Origin of the sequence: Pseudomonas sp. NFPP24, from assembly GCF_900112095.1 — a bacterium.
Taxonomy (GTDB): domain Bacteria; phylum Pseudomonadota; class Gammaproteobacteria; order Pseudomonadales; family Pseudomonadaceae; genus Aquipseudomonas; species Aquipseudomonas extremorientalis.
On record NZ_FOKD01000010.1, the window covers coordinates 118,448 to 141,558 of the forward strand.

Consider the following 23,111-nt stretch of genomic DNA (forward strand, 5'->3'; position numbering starts at 1 on the left):
CGCACTCTTATCCGACATCAAGGAACCCACATGCCTGTACAGCCCCCCGCCCCAGCGGCAAACCCCACGCGACAAGCGATTGCAGCGCAATTTCTCGGGCGCCCCACTTTGCGCACCGTCACCGCGCAAATGCTGGGCACCCACCTGGTGGAGAAGTACCCGCCCCTGACACTGCCCGTCGCCGACCTTCGGCTGGCCGTCCCCCGCGAAGGCGGCGGCCGCGCCCTGCTGCCGTTGCTGGACGTTGCCCTGGACCATATCGCCGACGGCAGTTTCCCCGAGCTGACGGCACGCCAGAACCTGGATTGCTACCTGAGCGATGCCACTGGCACCCGGCTCGGTTCTCATGAGAACGGAGAGCGCCGCGACTTCGACCTGCGGGTTATCGAAGCCCTCATCCGGGAGCTGCCACGGGTGCTGTTCATCGGTTTTCAAGAAGCCTTGGCTGCGTACTGGGGACAGGACAGCGACGCAGGGAGCGTCCGCTGGAAGTGGCTGGCCGATGTGCTGCAAGGTGTGTTGCTCGAGGTCGCCACACGCCAGACCGGCCTCGCTGCCCAGCACATTGAAATACTCAGCGCGTTGAACCGTTATCCCGACCGGGCATCGCGCACGCTCAGCCCCGCCCCCGCCAACGAGGTCCACGCCTACACCTTGGAAACCCACTTGCAACGCGCCGGCAAGCGGCTGACCGTACAAGGCACCGAGATCCTGGTGGTGCGCGGTAAGCAAGCACTGCTTTTTCGCCTGAACGGTGAGATCCAGACCTACCCCGACCTGGAAACCTTCGGCCAGGCGTGGGGCGAGCAGTTGCAACAGCGCTTTATGGCCGAGCGCATCACCTGGCAGCAGTACGAACCCGACGGCAATATTTTCGAAGTGCAAGCGGCGCTCATCCTGAACCAGCAGTTGGACGATCTCGCGACTCTCCAGCTTCCCGCCCAATCCACGCGGCAAGCAGTGGAACGCCTGTTTGCCGTCACCACCGACCCTGCGCAGTGGCTGGCGCCATCAAACGCCACGTCGCCGGCAACGGTGGCGGCCATCCAGGCCGCCCTGCCGGATCATCTGCAAGCCACCAGCGCCGCCAACCGCCTGGCCTACCGACACACCCTGCTGGAAAACGCCAGCCTCAAGCGCCAGACCCTTGGCGACGCCGACTTCGATAGCCTGGAAACACTGCGCGGCTATGCCACCGCGCATGTGAACCAGCAACTGTGCATGGACCGTGCGGTTGCCCAGGGCGGACTGCGCGCCTGCACCCATGAAGCGCTGGCGACCGGCTACGATGCTGGCGATCTGGAACTGACCTTTCATGTGCCGGTCGGTATCCTCGAAGGCGGTTACGTCGAACCGGTCGTCATGAACCTGGTCGACCTGGCCCTGAAGAACCTGTCCGGCCGCCCCAAAGGCCGCATGACAATACGCCATGTCAAAGGCCGCGCGATCGAAGCCTGGCTGACACCCGACTACCTCCTTCAACTGGTCCAGCGCGTCGACATCGGCAAAAACTACCCGGCTTACCTGCGCCGGGAGCTGATGGGGCAGACCGAAGCGGCACGCAAACGTCAACGCCTGTTTGAGCAACTGCGCCCCCTGCATCTGAAAACCCAGGCACTGGAGCGTTTGATCAAGGGCGAAGCCGGCCTCACCCAGCGTGGTTTCGAGTGCGTGAAAGCGCTGGTCAACCCCAACCCGCTGGAGCGCCGGGTCAATGGCGAGGATATTGTCATCCGGCCGCTGGCCTTTGTACGCAAGCCAGGCGCCACCGCGGATGTGGTGCGCAATATGTTCGTCATCGAACCCCGCGACACGCAGTCGGGACCGCACCTGCTGTATCGACCGGCCTATGCCGAGGCGCTGCTGGAATACCCCAATCGCCAGCAGTTGCTGGCGGCCATCGTGCAACCCGGCGACCTGCAGGAGAGCGTACTGACCTGGTTGCCGGACCAGGCCAGGGCGGTCTACAGCAACGGCGGTTTCAACGAGCCTCACTACGTGCGCATCGGCATGGGCTCGGAGTTCGACAACCTGCCCAGCGTGCCAAAGCCCGCCGAGCTGGCCGGTGCCGACGACGAAAGCAACGATGAAATAGGCCTGGCGCTGCGCAACGGCAGCCTCATGGAATATCTGTTCGGCAGTGAAACACAGCAACTGGTGGACCAGGCCGAAAGGGAGTCGACCTCCAACAGTGAAAGCCGCTGGGCGCTTATCCTTGAAGGCCTGCAACTGGGATTCAACACCCTGCTGCTGGTTGTACGCGGCCCCATGGCGGCAGTCGGTTGGCTGATGCAGGCCATGCATGGCGTAGTGAAGGACCTGCCGGCACTGGAGAGTGCCGATCCCACAGCCAGGGAGCTGGCGTGGATTGATCTGCTGCTCAATATCGGCATGGCGATGTTGCATCACGGATCGACCGGCGCGTCGCACGAAGAATCCCAGCGCGATGAACAGGCCACGATCCCTTTGCCCTTCAAGCACCCACTGCCAGGCCAGCGTCTGATCAGGCCGGCGGTGGTTGAACGAGGCGCTGTCGGCCTGCCTTCCGAGCCACCGGGGGGTGGTCGCACGCTGTTGGACTTTGATCGCTCCCTGGCCGGCGATGGCGCCTCGGCGGCGCTTTTCGAGCGACTGCGGGCCGTCAATGTGCCCTGGCCCACGCCGGCTCCCGAACCGGTCAATCTCGGGCCTTATCGGGGTTTGTACAAGATCAACGACCAATGGCATGCCTCGGTGGGAGGCTTGTTGTTCAGGGTCAACATCGTGCCGGGTTTCGGTGAAGTCTTTATCATTCACCCGCTCAAACCGGATCACCCGGGCATCAAGCTGAAAACCGACGGCAACGGCCATTGGACGCTGGACCGTGGTCTCAAGTTGCAGGGGGGCGGACGCAAGCGGTTGCAGGAGCTGCGCCATGAAAAACAACTTGAGAACGAAAGGTTGAAGGATCGCTTGCTCCAGCTCGCTCAGGAGGCGCAGTACCTCATGGTCCCCATTGATCAGGCAGGAGCGCAACTGGCATCCGCCCTCAAGGGCCTGGAGAAACAACTCAAGACCCTGCGAATCATTCAGGATCTGCTGCTCAAGTCTTCGCAAACCCAGCGTCCAGACCTGGAAATACGCCAACAGACTGAAATCTCCGAGTACAAACGCCTTCGCAACCAGTTTGGTGCATTGCTGCAGCACCTCGAAACTCAACTGTCCGAATCCCTGCCCGTGCGCTTTGAGTTGGCCACCTTGACCCGCCAGCTGGAGGCCGCCGCCATTGCCGACCTGCCCCTGATCAATGCGTCAACCATCCTGAAAGAGCTCTGGAACCAACAGTTGTTTCTCCACAAGATGCAATTGGAAGCGTTGGATTTTCATACCGCTACCGAGGCAGGCGAGCCATTGGCGGCATGGTACGAACGGATGCAACCGCGAATCGTCGCGGGAGACTCGACCCTCGTCGACGAAAACCTGCGGATGGTCACCGGTTACATCGACTACCTCGAACACATGACCACGCATTCCGCCACCATGGAAGCCACCCTCCAGCAACTGGGACAAGCATCGGCTGCAGCGCGCGCGGTACGGCAGGAATTGCTGGCAAGCATTCCAATCGTTGAATTGTTTTTCTCCGACAACCTCAAGCTCAGCGCGCTGGAACTGCTTGCCAGCCTGAGCCAACTACGCTTCAAGGTACCTTCATCACTGTCTGCGTTGCAGTGGTATTACAAGGCGCGTTATCAGGTGTGCGGGCTGGACATAGGCCTGAAATCCCACATCGAGGTACGCAGCAGTACCGAATACCCGTTGGCCGAGCAACGCAATGTCTACGAGACAGTTCTCGATAAATACCAGCAGGCCGAGTTCGCCCTGCGGGCCCTCAAGACGCTGAAGCCCGACGCCTTGGGGCCCGAAGCCGAACGTGTGCTCAAGGGCCTCGAATTCGCCAGGGCGTTGGCGCAAAACGAACTGGAGGCGGTGGTCAGAGAACAGGAAGACCTCAAGGTCGAACTGCCACTGTCCAAGACACTGCGTGCCAAGCCCCCGGCAAAGCGCGTGTTCAAGACCCGCAAAAAGGAATACCTGATCGGCGAGCTCAAGCCCGCCGACGCGCATAACGGCGAGGAACACATCACCATCACCGACACGTTGCTGGGTAAGACCCTGGCTTCGTATAACCAGCATACGGACGGTTGGGCCCCCATCGACGAGGCAACCACCTCGACGCCGGCCCCGCAGCTTCGCTCACTCGCGTCCCTCAAGAGTGAAGCCCAGGGATTGATCGGACAACGCCAGGACCTGGAGCAATTGGTCGCGGCGGACCAGGCGAAACTGGACAACCCCCTCACTCGCCAGGATGCCAATCCCGGCGAATGGGACACGCTGCTCAACGCGCAAGCCGAAAAACTTACCCAGCTCGCCAATGAAATCAAACGCGACCATCTCGACGCACCCACCGCCCAGAATCTGATTGACGAATGCCTGGCGCAAGCCAAGGACATCAATCGCTGGGCACAGCGCATCTGCAGCGATGCCTACAAACGCCAGTGGCCGACAATGGAAAGCGTCGCCTACCTCTGGGACCACCAGCAGATCGATATCAACCTCACGAGCCAGGCCGACCCGCAACGCCCGACCCTCAGTGGAGACTTCTTCACCGAATACGCGGTGTACGACAAGGCGCAAAAACCGCCGGTGGTGTTGTGGTACGCCCATTTCCACTACGCCACCGCCGACGCGCCGCCCGATGGCTATACGCGGGCCCATCTGAAATTGCCGGAGCAACGCAAACTCACCCAGAAGGATTTGCTCAAGGCCCATGTGCAGGATTACCTGAGCCGCGTGAAAGACCCGGGCAGCGAACCCGTGACGAAAATCGTCTACGTGCTCATCACTCCACCGCTGGACAACCTGTTCCTCAAGATAGCGCCCAAGCCCAAGGGTGTTCAGGCGTGAACAAGGCCGGCTGACCAGAGGATGGGGTATTAGCGTGGTCGCCAGCGGGTACGACGGTCGACGTGGCGGTCACGTACCCGTTGGCGCCGTCTGTTCACACACTGAAACAGGCGCGCTCAAGCGCGGTACGACAAGGCTTGGCAAACGTGTCGGCGGCGACTCGACACAGTTCAAAACGCTTTTTCGAAACCTTCGCTGCATCGAGCTTGTACTTTTCCAGGCGCTTATCAACCTGAAGCCAAGGAAGTGCCTTCATGCCATCAGTACACAGCGCCTATCGACTCAGTTCCGCCCTGTTCAGCCCTACGTTGCCGGCCATCGTCAGCCAGGTGCCCGTCACACACTCTCCCCCACTGGAGCGGCCAACCGCAGCGGCGAACCCCCGACGTGCCCGTCCTCCACTGCCAGGCCCGGGATCAAGGTTCCTTGCTCAGCTCACCCCAGGCACGCCAGTAACGCATGACTCGCCCGCCCGGGTAGTGGCTGACCAATTCGCAACACGGCCAACGGTACGTTCGGTGGTGGCCTCCCTGCTGAATGAAGCCGTGAGGCATCGATACCCCACACTGGAGTTCGACAGTGACAAGACCTCCGTGGCAGTGGCGACACAGTCCGATCCGCTGCAGTACCGGCTCAGGCCACTGGTGGACCTGGTGCTTGAACATCTGGCATCCGGCGCCGAACTGGACTTCAGCGACCGCTACGGCGAGCCGTGCAAGTGGGTCGACTCCACCAGCGGCAGCACGCTGAAAATCGTCGACAGCACAGGCAATCGTGCAACGCCCCTGGATACGCAGACCGTCGAGCTGGCCATCTGCAGCCTGAAATCCTGCCTGAAGGATGCCTACGCCCAAGCACTGAGCCAGTATTGGGGCCAGGACGCCTTCGTGCAGGCCACGGGAGCAGGCGCTTCCGTCAGCCGCTGGCGGTGGCTCAGCGACACCCTCTGCGACACCCTGCGTATCGCCGGCCTCAAGCAGCCCGGCCTGGATGAGCGGCAGCGCGCAACCCTGGATCAGGTCACGCGCTACCCGGATACCCGTGAACGAACCCAGGTCCACGGCGCGAACGCCGCCAAGGTATTCACCCTCGACTCTATCCTGAAACACGGCCAGACCCGCGCTGACGTGCTGAGCCCGGACCTGTTGATCACCCACGAGGTCGACGGCCATACCGTCGTTCTGCAAGTGACGAGCGCGGGCGTCGTCACGCCCTATGAGTCCCTGGAGCAGTTTGCCGTGGCCTGGGAGCGTCAGCTCGGCGCGCAGTTCAGCTTCGACCGCCTGAACTGGAAGCGCGTGGAGCCGGACGGCAACATCTTCGATATCCAGGCCGCCATTCTCCTGGACCGTCAATTGCAGAACCTCAATGCAATCAAGCTCCCCGCCCAGGGCAATGGGACCGATCTTGAACAACTGTTTTCCCAAGCCACCGATACCGCCGCGTGGTTCAGCACGACTTCGCAGTTGCCGCCCAACCGGCTGGAGCAGTTCAAGCGCAACCTGCCCGATTGGCTGGCAAAGGCCGGCGAAGCCGAGCGCTTTGCCTACCAACGCCATATCCTGGACCTGGCCAGCAGCGTGCGACGCCATCAGGGCCGAACCTTCCTTACCGACATCCCGGACCTGCGCACCTACGCCGAACAACAACTCGATGCAGAACTGGCACCCAAGGGCTACACCGCCAAGGACCTGGAAATCACCTTCAAAGTCCCCGTGGGCAACATGGGCAGCGGCTATATCGAACCGGTCAGGATGAGCCTGGTGGACATGGCGCTGGAGAATCTCGCGGGGCTGCCCAAGGGAGCCATGGATATTCGCTTGCGCGGACAGCCGGTGAACGATCCCCAGATGGCGCAGACACTCAAGGACCTGATCAGCAAAGTCGACATCGGCCAGCACTATCCGGCCCTGCTCAACCAGCAGTTGCTCAGTGACACTGCCCAGGCCCGGGAACGTGCCGCACTGTTCTGCGAGCAAGTGCCGATCCAACTGGCCATGCAGGCGCTGGAACTCAAGTTGAAGGGGCAAGCGGGGATCAGCGCGAAAGGCTACCAGTTTGTCGAAGCCATTGCTCAACCCGGCGCCGGCGCGCGCCGGGTCGACGGCCAGGAAATCACCGTGCGTCCCCTGGCGTTCCTGCGCAAGCCGGGGGCCACGCCGGATGTGGTCGCCAACATGTTCCTGATCGAGCCCGTGGACCCCGCGAAAGGCCCGCACATCCTGTACGGCCCGCAACTGTCCCCGAGCCTGCAAGAGTTTCCCAGCCGCGATGCGCTGCTGGCCGCGATCCAGGAACCCGGCACGCTGCAACAGCGCATCCTGGCCTGGCTGCCGGACGAAAAAACCCGTGCGATCTACGGTAACGGCGGGTTCAAGACACCCAACATCGCCCGTTACGGCGTGTTCAACGAATTCGACGCCCCCAGCCAGCCCGCTCCCACCACCTTGGCGGTCGGTGGTTACCCGGCGGCACAGCAGTTGCACCACGATGTACAGAACGGCGACCTGATGCAATATTTGTTCAACGCCAACGCTCGCAGCCTGGTGACGCTGGCCGATAACCAATCCACCTCCGACGCCCAGAGTCGCTGGGCGTCCTGCAAGGAGCTGGGATGGCTGCTGTTCAACACACTGCTGCCCGTTTTACGCGGCCCGGGCGCGATGGTTGGCTGGCTGATGCAGTTGGCCAGCCTCGAGCACGACATCAAAGAAGGCAGTGAACCGAATACCCGTGATCCGGCCGCCAACATGGTCGATCTGCTGGTCAATGTCGGCACATTGCTGAGCCACACCGCCGTCACAACCAAGCCGGTCCGCCCCGTGGGTGACGTGCCTTTTGCACAACGCACGGAAGTCGAAATTGCGCTACGTCGCACCGATGCCGTCAGTCCTCCCTCGCAAATATTGGTCGAAGAGGGTGACCCCGCGTCCGCCCCCGGATTCATCGACAGCCAACGGGCGTTTGACTTCGCCTATTCCAGCCCGCGAGACCTGAGCCCTGCCCAATGGGCACACGTGCAGACATTCAGCGTACCCGCCCCTGCCGAACCGGGCACGGCGATCACTGAAGGGAGCTTGAAAGGCCTGTACCGTATTGATGACAAACTGCATGCGCACATTGGCAACCTGTGGTTCCGCGTGGCACGGGACCTGGACGGGGTGTTCGTGATTGATCAGCAGGACAAGGCGCGCACAGGGCCGCCCCTGAAGCGCGATGACGCCGGCCGCTGGGATTTCGACCTCAGCCCCAAGCTCAGGGGGGGCATGCCCAAAGGCGGCATCGCACGTAAGATGGATGAAAACCTCAGGGCAGAGGCGCTGAAAGAGGCCGAGTTCGATCAGCAAACTGACAAAGTGAAGATGGCCTCGGATAGCTATCTCAAAACACTCAATGAGCTCAACAAAGACCTGGTTGGCGACAAAGACCTGGTTGGCTACGAAGGTGCCAGAAAGAAACTCATAACGCTATGGAAACTCACCCGAACGGACCCTTCGAGCGGACGTTTTGACGCTCAATATGCAGAACAACTGCGTACCACGGAAGCACTGAAAAGCAAGATCGACCAACATCTCACCCAGCTCGAACCCTACCTTGCTGAATTCCTGCAGCATGGCAGAAATGCCATCGAAGTCCTCCGGCCCAAAAAATTTGCTGACATCGATGATCTCCTGGAAAACAAGATGCGACGTTCGTTGCTTTATATGAGCATGTCAAAAGCGCTGAATAACTCGATTATCGTCTACAAACGACTGCTCCGAGAGAGCCAGGCGCACACCGCTCATGGCGAGCCCATGAACGAGCTGGTTCAAGAGCTTCGATCGGGTTCCGCAGCCGCGTACCCAAGAGTCATCGAAGGGACGAAAGCGATTTACCAGAACCGTGAAAAACTGTGGCAGGCCAAGCAAGCCTTCGCGACGTTGGAAGAAGAGTGGCGCAATGACTCCTCCTTCGCCGCCGCAGAAGTCGATCATTACCTTGACCGCATAACAACGCGGCCTCCGATCATCGTAGCGCTCGAAGAAAAGTTAACACTTTTGAAGACGCTCAAGATACTCAGCGTCAACCGGTTTGCCAGAATCGCAGAGGGGTCAGACGCTCAGTTTTATGCAAATCGCTTTCACACAACGTCGCTGGACGCAGTGAGTCGGGCGTTTAGGGATCTGCACGAATATAGCGGCTACACGCTCGATGAACGCAAAGCGTTATTGCAAACCATCATCGACACCTACAAACAGAGCCTGCACGACAGCACTGCCCTATCTGAAACAAGCCCTGAGCTGTGCCGTCCCGAGTACCAAAATGTATTCCACCAACGCCTGAACGAATTCATCGCCGCTGCCGAACGTGATCTGGCCGATGTCGTCCGGGAAGAACTGCAACTGACGCCCCCCCGACCCGCGAGCAAGAAACGCCCGCCCAAAACAAAGAAACAGCAGGTGTTCAAAACCCGTGACAAAAAGACACTAACAGGCACCTTGCGTGAACCCAAGACTGCGCCGTTCAACATCATTGACGTGAAAGATCCCCAGACGGGGGAGACCCTCGCCAGCTACAGCGAACATGTCACCGAAGGCAAATGGGTTCAGATAGTTGAGGGACAACCGTCCGCCCCCCAGCTTCCTCGTCCGCCGAAATCACTGGCGACCTACAAAGAGGAAGCCGCCACAGTGATGGTGGAAGCCGCGCAGAAAGAGGCGTCGATCAAGCATCAGAAAAAGAAACTCGAGAAACCCGAAACCCGGGACACCGTTGATCCATTGGATTGGCACGATATGCTGCAACAGCGCGCCGACAAGTTGCGAGAACTGGCCCAGCAAGCCGAGCACCACCAGGGAACGCGTCCGGAAACCGCTGAGCTCGTGGCCCGTTGGAGAAACGAGGCGGATGAGCTACAGCGCAAAGCACGGCAATATGCGGCGGATGGTTATTTCGCAGTGAAACCCAAGCCGGAGAATGTCGACTTCCTCTGGCGCAACGGCTTCGTCGATATCAACCTGGTGCGGCGCGATATACCCACCGCAAGCGGCGACGTCTTCACCGAGTACGTGGTCAGGAAAAAAGGCACTGTGGAGCCGTTGTGGTTTGCGCACTTTCACTACCCACAACCCGGCGCACCGCGTGACACGTACACGGCGGCGCACCTGAAGATACCCGCCCAGCGCTACCTGACCCAGAAAGACCTGGTCAACGAGCCGGGTTCTGCCGGGGCGGTGGATCTTGTCCGTGCGCAGATTGGCAAGCCACTGGATGAGAAACTGTTCCTGAAACTGTAACCCGCAAAAAAGCCGCACCCTGTGCGGCTTTTTCGGAGGCGGCGACTCAGTGCGCAAACAGCGAGTTGCCCTTCTGCCCCGCCAGTTTCTCCGGTTTGATCAGGAAACGCGCCAGGGCCGGCAACAGCCACAGCGCACCGAACATGTTCCACAGCAACATGAAGGTCAGCATCAGACCCATGTCGGCCTGGAACTTGATGGCCGAGAAAATCCAGGTGCACACGCCGATCGCCAGACACAGGCCGGTGAATAGCACGGCTTTACCGGTGGACTTGAGGGTCTGGTAATAGGCTTCTTGCAACGGCAAACCGGCACGCAGGAAGCTCTCCAGGCGGCTGTAGATGTAGATGCCGTAGTCCACGCCAATCCCCACGCCGAGGGCCACCACCGGCAAGGTCGCGACCTTGACGCCGATGCCCATGAATGCCATCAGCGCGTTGCCCAGCACCGAGGTCAGCACCAGCGGCAGCACGATGCACAGCGTCGCGGCCCAGGAGCGGAAGGTGATCATGCACATGGTCGCCACGCACAGGTACACCAGGATCAGGATGGTCAGTTCCGACTCCTTGATCACTTCGTTGGTGGCCGCTTCGATCCCGGCGTTACCGGCGGCGAGGATGAATTCCAGGCCGTCCTTGTTGTTTTCCCTGGCAAAGTCCTGCACGGCATGCACCGCACGGTCGAGGGTCTCGGCCTTGTGGTCGTTGAGGAACACCAGCACCGGCGCCAGGGAACAGTTGTTGTTGTACAGGCCATCGGCACGGGCGATGGAGTTGTTCAGCACATCCGGGTTGCGCGACAGGGTTTCCCATTTCAGGTTGCCCTCGTTCATGCCCTTGATCATCTGCTTGGACACGGTCACCAGCGAAATCGCCGACTGCACGCCCTCGGTGTTCTGCATCTTCCACATCAGTTGGTCGATGGGCGCCATGGCTTCATAGCGCGAGCAACCTTCGGCCTTGGTCTTGACCATCACCACCAGCACGTCGGAACTGGTGGAGTAATTGCTGATGATGAAGTTGTTGTCCTTGTTGTAGCGCGAGTCCGGGCGCAGCTCCGGCGCACCCTGGTCAAGGTCGCCGATCTTCAGGTTCTGGCTGTACCAGAGGCCGCCGCCAAAGGCGACAAGCGCCAGGGCGATGGAGATCGGCGCGACTTTCGGGTTGGCAAAATTCGACAGCAGGCGCCAGAACGAATGTTCGCGATTCGCGTCTTTCTTGCTCTTGGCGATGGCGCGCTTGCTGATACCGACATAGGAGATCGCTACCGGCAACAGGATCAGGTTGGTAAACACGATCACCGCTACGCCGATGGACGCGCCGATCGCCAGTTCACGGATTACACCGATGTCGATGATCAACAGCGTGATGAAGCCCACCGCGTCGGCCAGGATTGCGATCATCCCCGGCAGGAACAGTTGCCGGAAGGTACGCCGGGCGGCGGTCAGCGCATTGTCCGCCTCGCTGGACTGCAGCGCGATGCCGTTGATCTTCTGCACGCCGTGAGAGATCCCGATGGCGAAGATCAGGAACGGCACCAGCATCGAATAGGGATCAAGGCCGAAACCGAAGAAGTGCATCAACCCCAGCTGCCAGATCACCGCCACCAGCGTGGTGCTCAACACGGCGACTGTGCTGCGCAGGCAGTTGGTGAACCACAGCAGCAGGATCAGGGTGATAACGAACGCGATGCCGAAGAACATCACCACCATGACCAGGCCGTCGATCAGGTCACCGACCTTCTTGGCGAAGCCGACGATGTGGATCTTGACGTTGGGGTTCTGGGCTTCGAACTTGTCGCGGATCTTGTCTTCCAGTTCGTGGGAGAACTTGCGGTAGTCCAGGGCCAGCAACTTGCCCTGGTCCTGCGGGTCCGGGTAGGACTCCAACAGCGGGATGTCGACAATGCTCGACTTGAAATCGTTGGCCACCAGTCGCCCGACCTGGCCAGACTTGAGCACGTTGTTGCGCAGTTGATCGAGACTTTCCGGCGAGCCGTTGTAGCTCTGCGGGATCACTTCACCGCCGGCAAACCCCTCTTCGGTCACTTCGGTCCAGCGTACGCTGGGGCTCCACAGCGACTTGAGCCCCGAACGATCGACGCCGGAGATGTAGAACACCTCGTCGTTGATCTGCCGCAGAGTCTCCATGTACTCCCTGGTAAAAATATCACCGTCCCTGGCCTCCACCGAGATGCGCACCGTATTGCCCAGGTTGGCCAGGTCGTTGCGGTGTTCCATCATCTTTTCGATGAAGGGGTGCTTGAGGGGGATCATCTTTTCAAAACTGGTGGACGGGCGTATCAACGTTGCCTGCCAGAACAGGAAAATACTCACCAGCAGGCAGATCACGATCACTGCCGGGCGGTTGTTGAAGATCAGGCGCTCAAGAAAGGTCGCTTTATCGTTGTGATGACTGCTCATGGTTCCCCGCCTTCTTCTTATTTTGGCTCTTTATTTCAGGAGCAGTTCGGCGCCAGTCGGCGTGGCAACCCGCACCCCACCCTGCCCGGCCAGAATCAAGTTGCCGTTGCCGGCCGCCGTGACTGACGACAGCGAAATCCGGTCCGGACGGTTGAACACGCTGAAGGTCAGCCCATCGTCATGGCTGACCACCACACTGCCGCCGTTGCCCACCACGACGATGGCACCGTCATCCAGCAACGCCGCGCCCGACAAACCAAACTCCAGTGCTCCCCGCGCCGCGTTCAATTCGACCTGTTCCCAGGTACTGCCGAAATCCGTGGAGCGGTACAGGTTGCCGCGCAAGCCGTAGGCCAACAGCGTTTGCGCTTGGGCGGTGCCGATCACGCCAAACAACGAACCCTCGTAGGGGCCTTCGAGTTTTTCCCAGGTCTGGCCGTCGTCACTGGAGCGGAACATGCTGCCCTGCTCGCCGACGATGAACAGGCCGGCATCCTTGATGTGGGCAATGGCGTTGAGGTGATACTGGTCTTCGTTGTCGAGGCGGTCGCTGACGTCATTCCAGGTCTTGCCACCGTCGGTGGTTTCAATCAGCGCACCGTAGGCGCCCACGGCCAGGCCGTGGTTCGCGTCGTTGAACCACACATCGAGTAGAGGCGCTTCGCGCTTGAGGTCCTGATACTGCTGGCTCCAGGTCGCGCCACCGTCGGTGCTGGCGAGGATCTGTGCATCGTGGCCGACCGCCCAGCCTTGCTTGTCATCGACAAAAAACACCGCCGTGAGCAATTGCCGGGTGGGGACTTTGGCTTGGGTCCAGGTGCTGCCCTGGTCGTCCGAATAGAGGATGTGCCCGCGATCACCGACCGCCACCAGGCGCTTGCCTGCGTGGACCACGTCGATCATCAGGCCTTTGGCGGCCTTGGGGGATTCAATCGCAAAAGTGGTATCGCCGGCGGCCTGGACGGAGGTCGACAACGCGGCTGACGCTACCCCCAGTCCAAACAGCGAGAGCGCTGCGGCCAGCATCGCAACCCTGCGTGCGGCGCGTGGGCGGCAGACAACCCAACCCATGACAGGCTCACTCATAGACCCTTCTCCCATTTATTATTGTTATCGCTCGCCTTCCGGGGCCTTGGAACCTGCAATCTAGAGCGCCTGGAGGAAGCAGGGGCCATCCTATCGGGCTTTCGAATCGTCTGACAATCGGCGCTACGTTATCTTTTGTTAACTGAAGGCATTTGGCCCCATGGTGAATGTAGCTGCATTCGCCGGGGTGATTGCCAGCGCACAAATGAATTTTTATTCCATCTATTGAATTTAAGGAATTTTTATTCCATTAATAGCCTTCCTGAAAACAATAATCCAAAGGACCACGGCGATGCGTGAACTCGGAATCGGCTTGATCGGCACAGGCTTCATGGGCCGCGCCCATGCATTGGCATTCAATAACGCCCGTGCGGTATTCGAACTGCCGGTACACCTCAAGCTGGCCGCCCTGGCCGATGCCGACAGCGAACGCGCCCGGCGCTGTGCCACCGCCTGGGGGTTTACCCAGGCCCATGGCGATTGGCAGGCGCTGATCAATGATCCGAGCGTCGATGTGGTGGCTATCACCACGCCCAACCATTTGCACTATCCCATGGCCATGGCCGCGATAGCCGCGGGCAAGGCGGTGTACTGCGAAAAACCCCTGGCCGTGAGCCTGGAACAGGCCGACGCCATGCGCCGCGCCGCCAGTGCCGCCGGGGTGGTGACGCGGGTCGGCTACAACTACCAGCACAACCCGATGATCACACTGGCGCGGCAGATGATAGCCAGCGGCGAGCTCGGCGAAATCATCAGCTTCCAGGGCGAGTTCAGCGAGGACTTCATGGCCGACCCGGCCTCCCCGTGGTCATGGCGGTGCGAAGTCGAACATGCCGGTGGCGCCCTGGCGGACCTGGGCAGTCATTTGTTGTCGATGGCCCGTTATCTGGTGGGGGATGTGCTGAGCGTGTGCGCCGACACCCAGACCGTCCATGGCCAGCGCCCTGCCGTCAAAGGCAGCGCCGAGCTGAGATCCATCGCCGTGGATGACCAGGTGCATGCCCTGCTGCGTTTCGCCAATGGCGCACGTGGCACCGTCAGCAGCAGTTGGCTCAAGCACGGCTACAAGAACCACCTGAGTTTCGAGATCAGCGGGACGCAAGGCACCCTGGCGTTCGATCAGGAACGCTTGAATGAATTGCAGGTGTGCCGCGTGGGTCAGGAGGGGTTCCAGCGTTTGCTCGCCGGCCCTGCCCTGCCGGGTTATGCGGCGTTCAGCCCGGCGGCGGGGCATCAACTGGGGTACAACGAACTGAAGACGCTGGAGGTGCAGGAGTTGATTCTGGCGCTGGCAGGCCAAGGTGCGGATGGCACGGACTTTGAAGCAGCGTGGGAGGTTGAGCGACTGGCAACGGCGATTCGCGTGGCGGCCAAAGAAGAGCGCTGGGTAACCGTGAACGCCCTCTGAAACACAGCACAGGTCGATTGTGGGAGGGTGCTTGCCCCCTCCCACATTCGGATCATAGACAATTCGAGGTCAGCGCAAGGCCCGGCGCAGTACTTTGCCGACGGTGGTCTTGGGCAGTTCAGTGCTACGGAACTCCACGAACTTGGGCACCTTGTACCCTGTCAGGTACTCCCGGCAATGCGCCAGAATCTGCTCCTGCGTGAGGTTCGGGTCCTTGCGCACCACGATGATTTTCACCCTCTCCCCCGTCACGCCATCTTCCACCCCAATCGCCGCCACTTCGCCCACGCCTGGATGCAGCGCCACCACATCCTCGATTTCATTGGGGTACACGTTGAAGCCCGAGACCAGGATCATGTCCTTCTTGCGGTCCACCAGGCGGATATAGCCGCGCTCGTCCATTACGCCGATATCGCCGGTCGACAGCCAGCCGTCGGCGTCCAGCACCTCGGCGGTCGCCTCAGGGCGTTTCCAATAGCCCTGCATCACCTGCGGCCCGCGCACTTGCAGTTCGCCCTGCTCGCCGATGTCGGCCAGTTCGCCGTCTTCGCGCATGAAGCGCACCCAGGTCGACGGCAAGGGCACGCCGATGCTGCCGGTGAACTCCATCTCACGCATGCGCGCAATGTTGATCGGGCTGATGCTCACCACCGGCGAACACTCGGTCAGGCCGTAGCCTTCGATGATCGGCAGCCCGGTGACTTCTTTCCAGCGCTTGGCCACCGCCGTGTGGGTGGCCATGCCGCCGGCGATCACCATGCGCAGGTCGGAAAAGTCCCGCGCACAGAACTCCTTGTTCTCCAGCAAGCCGTTGAACAATGTGTTGACCCCGGCAATGCCGTTGAAACGCTCCTTGCGCAGGATCATCTGCACCCGTTTCACGTCCCGTGGGTTGGCGATCAGGATGTTGCGCCCGCCCAGGCACATGAACATCAGGCAATTCACCGTCAGGGAAAAGATGTGGTACAGCGGCAGCAAGGTGACGTTGGTTTCCTGCTTGTCCTGGTCCAGTTGGTCCCCCACCCACGCCTTGGCCTGCAGCAGGTTGGCGATGATATTGCGGTGGCTGAGCATCACGCCCTTGGCGTCGCCGGTGGTGCCGCCGGTGTATTGCAGAAACGCCAGGTCGTCCAGATGCATCCCCACTGGAAAATGGTTGAGTGCCCGCCCCTGTTTCAGCACTTGGTTGAAGCGCACCGAACCGCGCAGGTTGAACGCCGGCACCTGTTTTTGCACACGGCGCAGGATGAAATTCATCGCTGCGCCCTTGAAGGTGCCGAGCAGGTCACCGATGGCCGCGATCACCACGCGCTTGACGCTGCTGCCGGTGATGACTTTTTCCAGGGTGTGGGCGAAGTTCTCGAAAATCACCACGGTTTCTGCGCCGCTGTCCTTGAGCAGATGCTTGAGCTCATGGGCGGTGTACAGCGGGTTGACATTGACCACTACCGCACCGGCCAGGATCGTGCCCAACAGGCAGATCGGGTACTGCAAGCAGTTGGGCATCATCAGCGCCACGCGGTCGCCCTGTTTGACCCCCTGCCCCTGCAGCCAGGCCGCAAAAGCGTAGCCTTGCACCTGCCAGTCGGCATAGGTCATTTCGGTGCCGATGCTGACGTACGCGACCCGCTCGCGAAACTTATCCAGGTGCTCCAGGAACACCTCGCGCAACGACGGATAGTCCTCGATACCGGCATCGATATCCGCCGGGACGCCAGGCAGGTAAGCGTTCAACCAGACCCGTTCGGTGTGTTCCAGGCTTACAGCGTTCATGGCAGTCTCCTTGTTGTTGTTTTTGATAGAGCTACTTTTCGACGATGGCGGTAATGCCCAGCCCGCCCGCCGCGCAGATGGAAATCAGGCCGCGCCCACCACCGTTCTCATGGATGATCTTGGCCAGCGCCGCCAGTTGGCGGCCACCGGTGGCCGCGAACGGGTGGCCGCAACCGAGTGAGCCACCGTTGACGTTCATTTTTGCGCGGTCAATGGCCCCCAGCGGTGCCTCCAGGCCTAGGCGCTCGCGGCAATAATCGGCGTCTTCCCAGGCCTTGAGCGTGCACAGCACCTGGGCGGCAAAGGCTTCGTGGATCTCGAAGAAATCAAAGTCGTTGAAGCTCAAACCTTCACGCTGGAGCATGCGCGGCACTGCGTAGGCCGGGGCCATCAACAGGCCTTCGGTGCCGTCGACGAAGTTCACCGCGGCGGTTTCGCCGGTACGCAGGTAGGCCAGCACCGGCCAGCCGTGTTCGGCGGCCCACGCCTCGCTGGCCAACAACACCACCGAAGCGCCATCGGTCAGCGGCGTGGAATTGCCCGCCGTGAGCGTGCCGTCCTGGCGGTCGTAGGCCGGGGCCAGGCCGGCGAGTTTCTCCAGGCTGGCGTCGGCGCGCAGGTTGTTGTCCTTTGCCAGCCCGCGATGGGGGCTGATCAGATCGTCGAAGAAGCCGCGCTTGTAGGCCGCTTCCAGGCGCTGATGGCTGGTGAGGGTCAACTCATCCTGGGCCAGTCGCTTGATCTGCCAGCGCTTGGCCATTGCTTCGCAGTGCTCGCCCATGGACAAGCCGGTGCGTGGCTCGCCATTGCGCGGCAGCAATGGTTTGAAGAACATCGACGGCCGAACCTTGAGCAACGTCTTGAACTTGGCGCCCATGCCCTTGGCGCGGTTGGCAGCGAGCAAGGTGTGGCGCAGGGATTCGTTGATGCCGATCGGTGCGTCGGAGGTGGTATCGGAACCGCCAGCAACGCCCACCTCGATCTGGCCCAGGGCGATCTTGTTCGCCACCAGCAAGGCCGCTTCCAGGCCGGTGCCGCAGGCTTGCTGCACGTCGTAGGCCGGCGTGTCCGGGGACAAGGTGGTAGAGAGCAACGACTCACGTGCCAGGTTGAAATCCCGCGAGTGCTTGATCACCGCCCCGGCGGCAAACTCACCGAGGCGCTGGCCGTGCAGGTTGTAACGGTCGACCAGGCCCTGCAAGGCGGCCACCATCAGGTCCTGGTTGCTGTCGTGGGCGTACACCGTGTTGGAGCGGGCAAACGGGATGCGGTTGCCGCCGATAATCGCCACGCGGCGAGCCGGCGGCGGGTTGAAGCTGTAGTCACTCATCGAACGCTCTCATTCCAAATGAATAGGCCACGCATATGGGGCTTGTCGCCAGCGAAGTTGCGCACTTCGAATTCACGGCGCGGGCCGGTCACGGGGCGATTCCACAGCGCTACCTGGCCGGGCAGGAAGACCGGCAGCTTGAAGTCGCAATGAGCCTCGGCCTGGTCCAGCCCGCCGGGCGGTTGCTGGGCGGCGAGCGCCCGGCCCAGGGTCCACATGCCATGGGCGATGGCGCGGCGGAAACCGAAGAGTTTCGCGCCGATCAGCGAGGTGTGAATCGGGTTGAAATCCCCCGACACTTTGGCAAAACGCCGGCCCAGGTCAGCGGGCAACACCCAGCGTTGGGTGCGCAACAGACCCTCCTCCTGCAACGGCAACACGTCGTCCCACGGCTGGCCGACCGGGTCCTTGACGTCCCGGCGCAGGTACAGGCTGTCGCTCTCCCAGACCAGGGTGTCGGCGCCGTAGGCACGGGTGGCGATGCTCAGCGCCTGGCCTTTGGGATGGGCGACCCAGCGCTCGGCGTACACCTCCAGGCGCAACGCCTGGCCCGGGTGCAGGCGCTGGTGCTGGCGAATGCGATTGACCAGGTGCACCATGCCACTGGCCGGGTACGGGAAGCTTGGGCGCGTGAGCAGCATCAGGTGCAGCGGGAACGCCAGCACATGGGGATAGGACAACGGCACACCCTGCTCGCGGCGAAAGCCGCAGGCGCGGCCATAGGCCTCAATGCCGGCGCCGGACAACTCGGCCGCCGCGCGCACCAGGCGCTCCCTGGGCAGCACCGGTGCGCCGCCGAGTTTGGGTTTGCGCAAGGCGCGCACGCCATCCAGCAGCAAGCGGGTGCGCGATGGCGGCGGGTCGATAATCTGCGTCACATAGTCCATGGCTCAGGCCCCCAGCAGGCTTTGCCCGCACACGCGTACAACCTGGCCATTGACCCCGCCGGAAGCCGGGTGTGCCAGCCAGGCGATGGTCTCGGCCACATCAATCGGCTGACCGCCCTGGGACATCGAGTTCATGCGCCGCCCCGCTTCACGGATCATCAGCGGGATTTTTGCGGTCATCTGGGTCTCGATGAACCCGGGCGCCACCGCATTCACCGTGACCTGCTGCGCCGCTGCATGGGGTGCCAGGCCTTGCACCAGGCCAATCACACCGGCCTTGGAGGTGGCGTAATTGCTCTGACCGAGGTTGCCGGCGATGCCGGAGATCGACGACACGCACACGATGCGCCCGCCGGGATTGAGCCCCTGGTTGTCCAGCAACGCCTGGCTCAGTTGCAACGGTGCGTCGAGGTTGACGGCCAATACGCTGCGCCACGCCGCCTCGGGCATTTTGGCGATGGTTTTATCACGGGTGATCCCGGCGTTGTGCACCACCACATCAAACCCGCCGTATTGGCTGGTGTGGGCCTGCAACAAGCCGGCAGCGTCCGGGGCAGTGATGTCCAGCGGCAACGCGGAACCGCCAACGCTAGTGGCGGCTTGCTGCAATGCGTCTTGCGCCTGGGGCACGTCCACGCACACCACATGCGCGCCCTCCCGGGCTAACACCTGGGCAATCGCCAGGCCGATGCCACGGGAAGCGCCGGTGACCAGGGCGCGGCGGCCGGCGAAGGGTTTGTCCCAGTTGACCGTGACCTGGCCATCTACCGGTTGTTCCAGGCGCACCACTTGCCCGGACACATAGGCCGAGCGGCGCGACAGGAAGAAACGCAGGCTGCTGTCCAGCGCGTCTGCGGCACCAGGCGCCACGTAGATCAACTGCACGGTGATCGCCCGGCGCAACTCCTTGGCCAGCGAACGCACCAGTCCCTCGAGGGCGCGTTGGGCGATGGCCTGGGGCAAGTCCTGGCAATGTTCCGGCGCAGTGCCGAGCACCACCACACGGCCATGGTGGCCGATGCGTTTGGCGTTGGCGTGGAAGAATTCATACAGCTCGTCCAGCTGCTGCAGACTGGCCACGGCGCTGGCGTCAAACACTGCGCCCTGCACCTTGACCGTGGACGGTGCCTTGGGCGTGGCCGGGGTGGCCGTGACCGTGTCGGTGGCCGCGAACACACGCTGCACTTCAGTGGTCAGGCGCCCTGCCCCAGCGACGATCACCGGGTTGACCAGCCCGTGCTGGCCGCTGCGATGGCGTTGCAGCGGCAACGGTTGCGGTAAACCCATGGCCTGGGCCAGGCGACGGCCCCAGGGGGAATTGACGAACGAGAGGTAGCTGTCACTCATAGATAGATTCACTCACCACACATACATGCCGTGTAAACCCGGTCTGTGTGGGAGGGGATTGCCCCTCCCACATTGATTGGTTTTTTTCCTAATTGACCGAGGCGTTTTCGCTTTGGCTGGCGCGACGTTTCGTCGTCGGCTCCAGCGCTTGCTTGCGCTGTTGCAACGCCTCCAGCAAGCCGAAGTCCTGCGGGAAGTCGTCCACCTGAATGCCGTGGTCGGCGTATTCCACATAACGCCCGAGCAAGGTGTCTTCATCGTCGCTGATCAGGTCCAGTGCCCGCGCCTTGACGCGCCAGGTCGTGAACGCAGTGGCGCAGATCGGCATCGGCTCGATCAGGCCCTGCTTGACGGCGGATTTGAGCCGGGCCTCGATCAGCTCCACTTGCGGCAACAGGCGAAAGCCCAATTCGCCATAGGCCAGCTTGTCGATTTCCGGACGCGGAATGTAGGAATTGGCCAGCAGGCGATCGCGGGTTTCCCCCGGCGTCTGCACCACATCGGCCACCTGGGCCAGCAGGCGGTCCGACGGTTTGCGCAGCGGGATGCCGAAGGGAAACGTCAAGGCCTTCAGCACGGAGGCGGCGGCTTTCGACGGGTAATTGTCGAGCACTTCGGCCAGTGCTTCATGGGCGCGCAGCAAGGCGTCCTGGGCCGCCCAGTGCACCAGCGGCAAATCCGCCTGGGGCCGGCCGTCATCCTCGAAGCGCTTGAGCACGCAGGACAGGATGTACAGCTGCGACAGAATATCCCCCAGGCGCCCGGTGATACTTTCCTTGCGCTTGAGGGCTCCGCCCAGCACGCCCATGGAAATGTCCGAGACCAATGCCAGCACCACCGACAGGCGATTGGCCTGGCGGTAGTAGGACGCCAGCGCGGGGTCGGTCTTGGCGGGAGCAGAAATCAGCCGGCCGCCTGTAAGGGAATGCACCACCGCACGCACGGTGTTGGCCAGCACAAAACTCACATGGCCGAACATGGCACTGTCGAATGCTTCCAGCGCCTTGCGCCGATCAGGGTTGCGCGCCGCTTCCATCTCGCGGAACACATAGGGATGGCAACGGATCAGGCCCTGGCCAAAGATGATCAGGCAGCGCGTCATGATGTTCGCGCCTTCCACCGTAATGGCGATGGGGCTTTGCTGATAGGCGCGGGCCAGGAAGTTATTCGGGCCCATGCAGATGCCTTTGCCGGCGACGATGTCCATGCCGTCATTGACGATGATCCGCGCCCGTTCGGTAACGTGGTACTTGGCAATGGCCGAGATCACCGAAGGTTTTTCACCGGCATCCAGGGATGCTACCGACACCTTACGCACCGCATCACAGGCATACAGGTGCCCGGCCATGCGCGCCAAGGGCGCCTGTACCCCCTCGAACTTGCCGATGGGCAGGCCGAACTGTTTACGCATCGCCGCATACGCGGTTGTGCCGCGTACCGCGACCTTGCCCAGGCCGACGTTGGCCGATGGCAGGGAAATCGCGCGCCCGGCGGCCAGGCATTCCATCAGCATGCGCCAGCCGTTGCCGACTTGTTCGCGCCCGCCGATCACCCATTCCAGCGGGATGAACACATCCTTGCCGGTGGTAGGACCGTTCTGGAACACGGCGTTGAGTGGCCAATGGCGGCGACCGCTGTTGACGCCTGGGTGAGACGTAGGAATCAACGCGCAGGTGATGCCCAGCGAACCCGGCGCCCCCAGCAGCCCGTCCGGGTCTTCTGCGCGAAACGCCAGGCCGAGTACCGTGGCGATCGGACCAAGGGTGATATAGCGCTTGTCCCAGGTCACCCGGAAGCCCAGCACTTCCTCGCCTTCATGCATCCCTTTGCAGACGATGCCCAGATCGGGAATCGCCCCGGCATCGGAGCCGGCATACGGGCTGGTCAGGGCAAAGCACGGGATGTCTTCACCCCGTGCCAGACGCGGCAGGTAGTAATTGCGCTGGGCGTCGGTGCCGTAGTGCAGCAGCAGTTCGGCCGGGCCGAGGGAATTGGGCACCATCACCGAAATCGCCGCCGCCGAGCAGCGCGTCGACAGCTTCATCACCACCTGCGAGTGCGCATAGTGGGAAAAGCCTTTGCCGCCGTACTGCTTGGGAATGATCATGCCGAGGAACCCGGCGTCCTTGGTGTATTGCCAGCCCTCGGGGGACATGTCCTGCCAGACCTGGGTGGTTTCCCAATCGTTGGCGATGTCGCACAGGGTTTCCACTTCGTTGTCGAGGAAGGCCTGCTCTTCGGCGCTCAAGCTGGCGGGCGCGGCTTGCAACAGGCGCTGCCAGTCAGGCTTGCCGCTGAACAGCTCGGCGTCCCACCACACGGTGCCAGACTCGATGGCCGCGCGCTCGGTGTCGGACATGGCGGGCATGATTGTACGAAACAGCGCCAGAGCCTTGCTGGTGAGTAAGGTGCGGCGCAGGGGTTTGATGGTCATCAGCACTGCAGGCAGAAGCACCAGGAGCGCCGCGACGGTCATGCCGAAACCGGCGACCACGTTGAACAGATAACCGACTGCCAGCCAGATCAGGCCAGCGCCCAGCCAGTGAATGGCAGCGGCTTGTCGATACGCCAGGGCAATCGCAGCTGCGACACCCACCAATAACCAGATAACCATGGGGATACCTCTACTCGATCAGGG

Annotated in this window: 10 protein-coding genes; 3 read left to right on the forward strand and 7 right to left on the reverse strand. The window is 61.8% G+C overall.

From position 1 onward, the window contains the following. Positions 1–30: 30 nt before the first annotated feature. On the forward strand, positions 31–4,944 hold the full coding sequence (locus tag BM026_RS21430; RefSeq protein WP_093529988.1) for a dermonecrotic toxin domain-containing protein: 4,914 nt from the start codon (positions 31–33) through the stop codon (positions 4,942–4,944). 308 nt (positions 4,945–5,252) lie between these two features. Next, complete coding sequence (locus BM026_RS21435) at positions 5,253–10,220, forward strand: dermonecrotic toxin domain-containing protein (RefSeq protein ID WP_256575536.1); 4,968 nt, start codon at positions 5,253–5,255, stop codon at positions 10,218–10,220. A 46-nt stretch (positions 10,221–10,266) separates the two neighbouring features. Here the strand turns inward: BM026_RS21435 and BM026_RS21440 are convergent, their stop codons facing one another. Beyond that, positions 10,267–12,642, reverse strand: coding sequence for an efflux RND transporter permease subunit (locus BM026_RS21440; protein WP_092244229.1), 2,376 nt, complete (start codon positions 12,640–12,642; stop codon positions 10,267–10,269). Positions 12,643–12,672: 30 nt separating this feature from the next. Then, positions 12,673–13,713: a WD40/YVTN/BNR-like repeat-containing protein gene (locus BM026_RS21445; RefSeq protein ID WP_092244232.1), complete on the reverse strand. Its 1,041-nt coding sequence runs from the start codon at positions 13,711–13,713 to the stop codon at positions 12,673–12,675. A 307-nt stretch (positions 13,714–14,020) separates the two neighbouring features. On the opposite strand from BM026_RS21445, the gene BM026_RS21450 reads away from it, so the two are divergent. After that, positions 14,021–15,136 (forward strand): Gfo/Idh/MocA family protein, encoded by a 1,116-nt coding sequence (locus BM026_RS21450; RefSeq protein ID WP_093529992.1) that lies wholly within the window; start codon positions 14,021–14,023, stop codon positions 15,134–15,136. A 69-nt stretch (positions 15,137–15,205) separates the two neighbouring features. On the opposite strand, the gene BM026_RS21455 is transcribed toward BM026_RS21450, so the two are convergent. The 5 genes from BM026_RS21455 to BM026_RS21475 all read right to left on the reverse strand — a co-directional run bounded on the left by BM026_RS21455 (position 15,206) and on the right by BM026_RS21475 (position 23,087). After that, positions 15,206–16,909 (reverse strand): AMP-binding protein, encoded by a 1,704-nt coding sequence (locus BM026_RS21455; protein WP_071487964.1) that lies wholly within the window; start codon positions 16,907–16,909, stop codon positions 15,206–15,208. Between the two features lie 31 nt (positions 16,910–16,940). Then, positions 16,941–18,239, reverse strand: a complete 1,299-nt coding sequence (locus tag BM026_RS21460) for an acetyl-CoA C-acetyltransferase (RefSeq protein WP_093529994.1) — start codon at positions 18,237–18,239, stop codon at positions 16,941–16,943. After that, entirely contained in the window at positions 18,236–19,126 is an 891-nt protein-coding gene (locus BM026_RS21465) for a MaoC/PaaZ C-terminal domain-containing protein (protein WP_093529996.1), read from the reverse strand. Before BM026_RS21465 ends, BM026_RS21460 begins: the two co-directional genes overlap by 4 nt. A 3-nt stretch (positions 19,127–19,129) precedes the next feature. Next, complete coding sequence (locus BM026_RS21470) at positions 19,130–20,473, reverse strand: 3-oxoacyl-ACP reductase (protein ID WP_093529998.1); 1,344 nt, start codon at positions 20,471–20,473, stop codon at positions 19,130–19,132. A gap of 88 nt (positions 20,474–20,561) precedes the next feature. Next, positions 20,562–23,087, reverse strand: coding sequence for an acyl-CoA dehydrogenase (locus BM026_RS21475; RefSeq protein ID WP_093530000.1), 2,526 nt, complete (start codon positions 23,085–23,087; stop codon positions 20,562–20,564). Between the last annotated feature and the right edge of the window lie 24 nt (positions 23,088–23,111).

Excerpts from the sequence above, each read along its gene's own strand:
- BM026_RS21475 (WP_093530000.1), bottom strand. The coding sequence starts at position 23,087 with ATGGTTATCTGGTTATTGGTGGGTGTCGCAGCTGCGATTGCCCTGGCG.
- BM026_RS21450 (WP_093529992.1), top strand. The coding sequence starts at position 14,021 with ATGCGTGAACTCGGAATCGGCTTGATCGGCACAGGCTTCATGGGCCGC.
- BM026_RS21445 (WP_092244232.1), bottom strand. The coding sequence starts at position 13,713 with ATGGGTTGGGTTGTCTGCCGCCCACGCGCCGCACGCAGGGTTGCGATG.
- BM026_RS21440 (WP_092244229.1), bottom strand. The coding sequence starts at position 12,642 with ATGAGCAGTCATCACAACGATAAAGCGACCTTTCTTGAGCGCCTGATC.
- BM026_RS21455 (WP_071487964.1), bottom strand. The coding sequence starts at position 16,909 with ATGAACGCTGTAAGCCTGGAACACACCGAACGGGTCTGGTTGAACGCT.
- BM026_RS21470 (WP_093529998.1), bottom strand. The coding sequence starts at position 20,473 with ATGAGTGACAGCTACCTCTCGTTCGTCAATTCCCCCTGGGGCCGTCGC.
- BM026_RS21460 (WP_093529994.1), bottom strand. The coding sequence starts at position 18,239 with ATGAGTGACTACAGCTTCAACCCGCCGCCGGCTCGCCGCGTGGCGATT.
- BM026_RS21430 (WP_093529988.1), top strand. The coding sequence starts at position 31 with ATGCCTGTACAGCCCCCCGCCCCAGCGGCAAACCCCACGCGACAAGCG.
- BM026_RS21465 (WP_093529996.1), bottom strand. The coding sequence starts at position 19,126 with ATGGACTATGTGACGCAGATTATCGACCCGCCGCCATCGCGCACCCGC.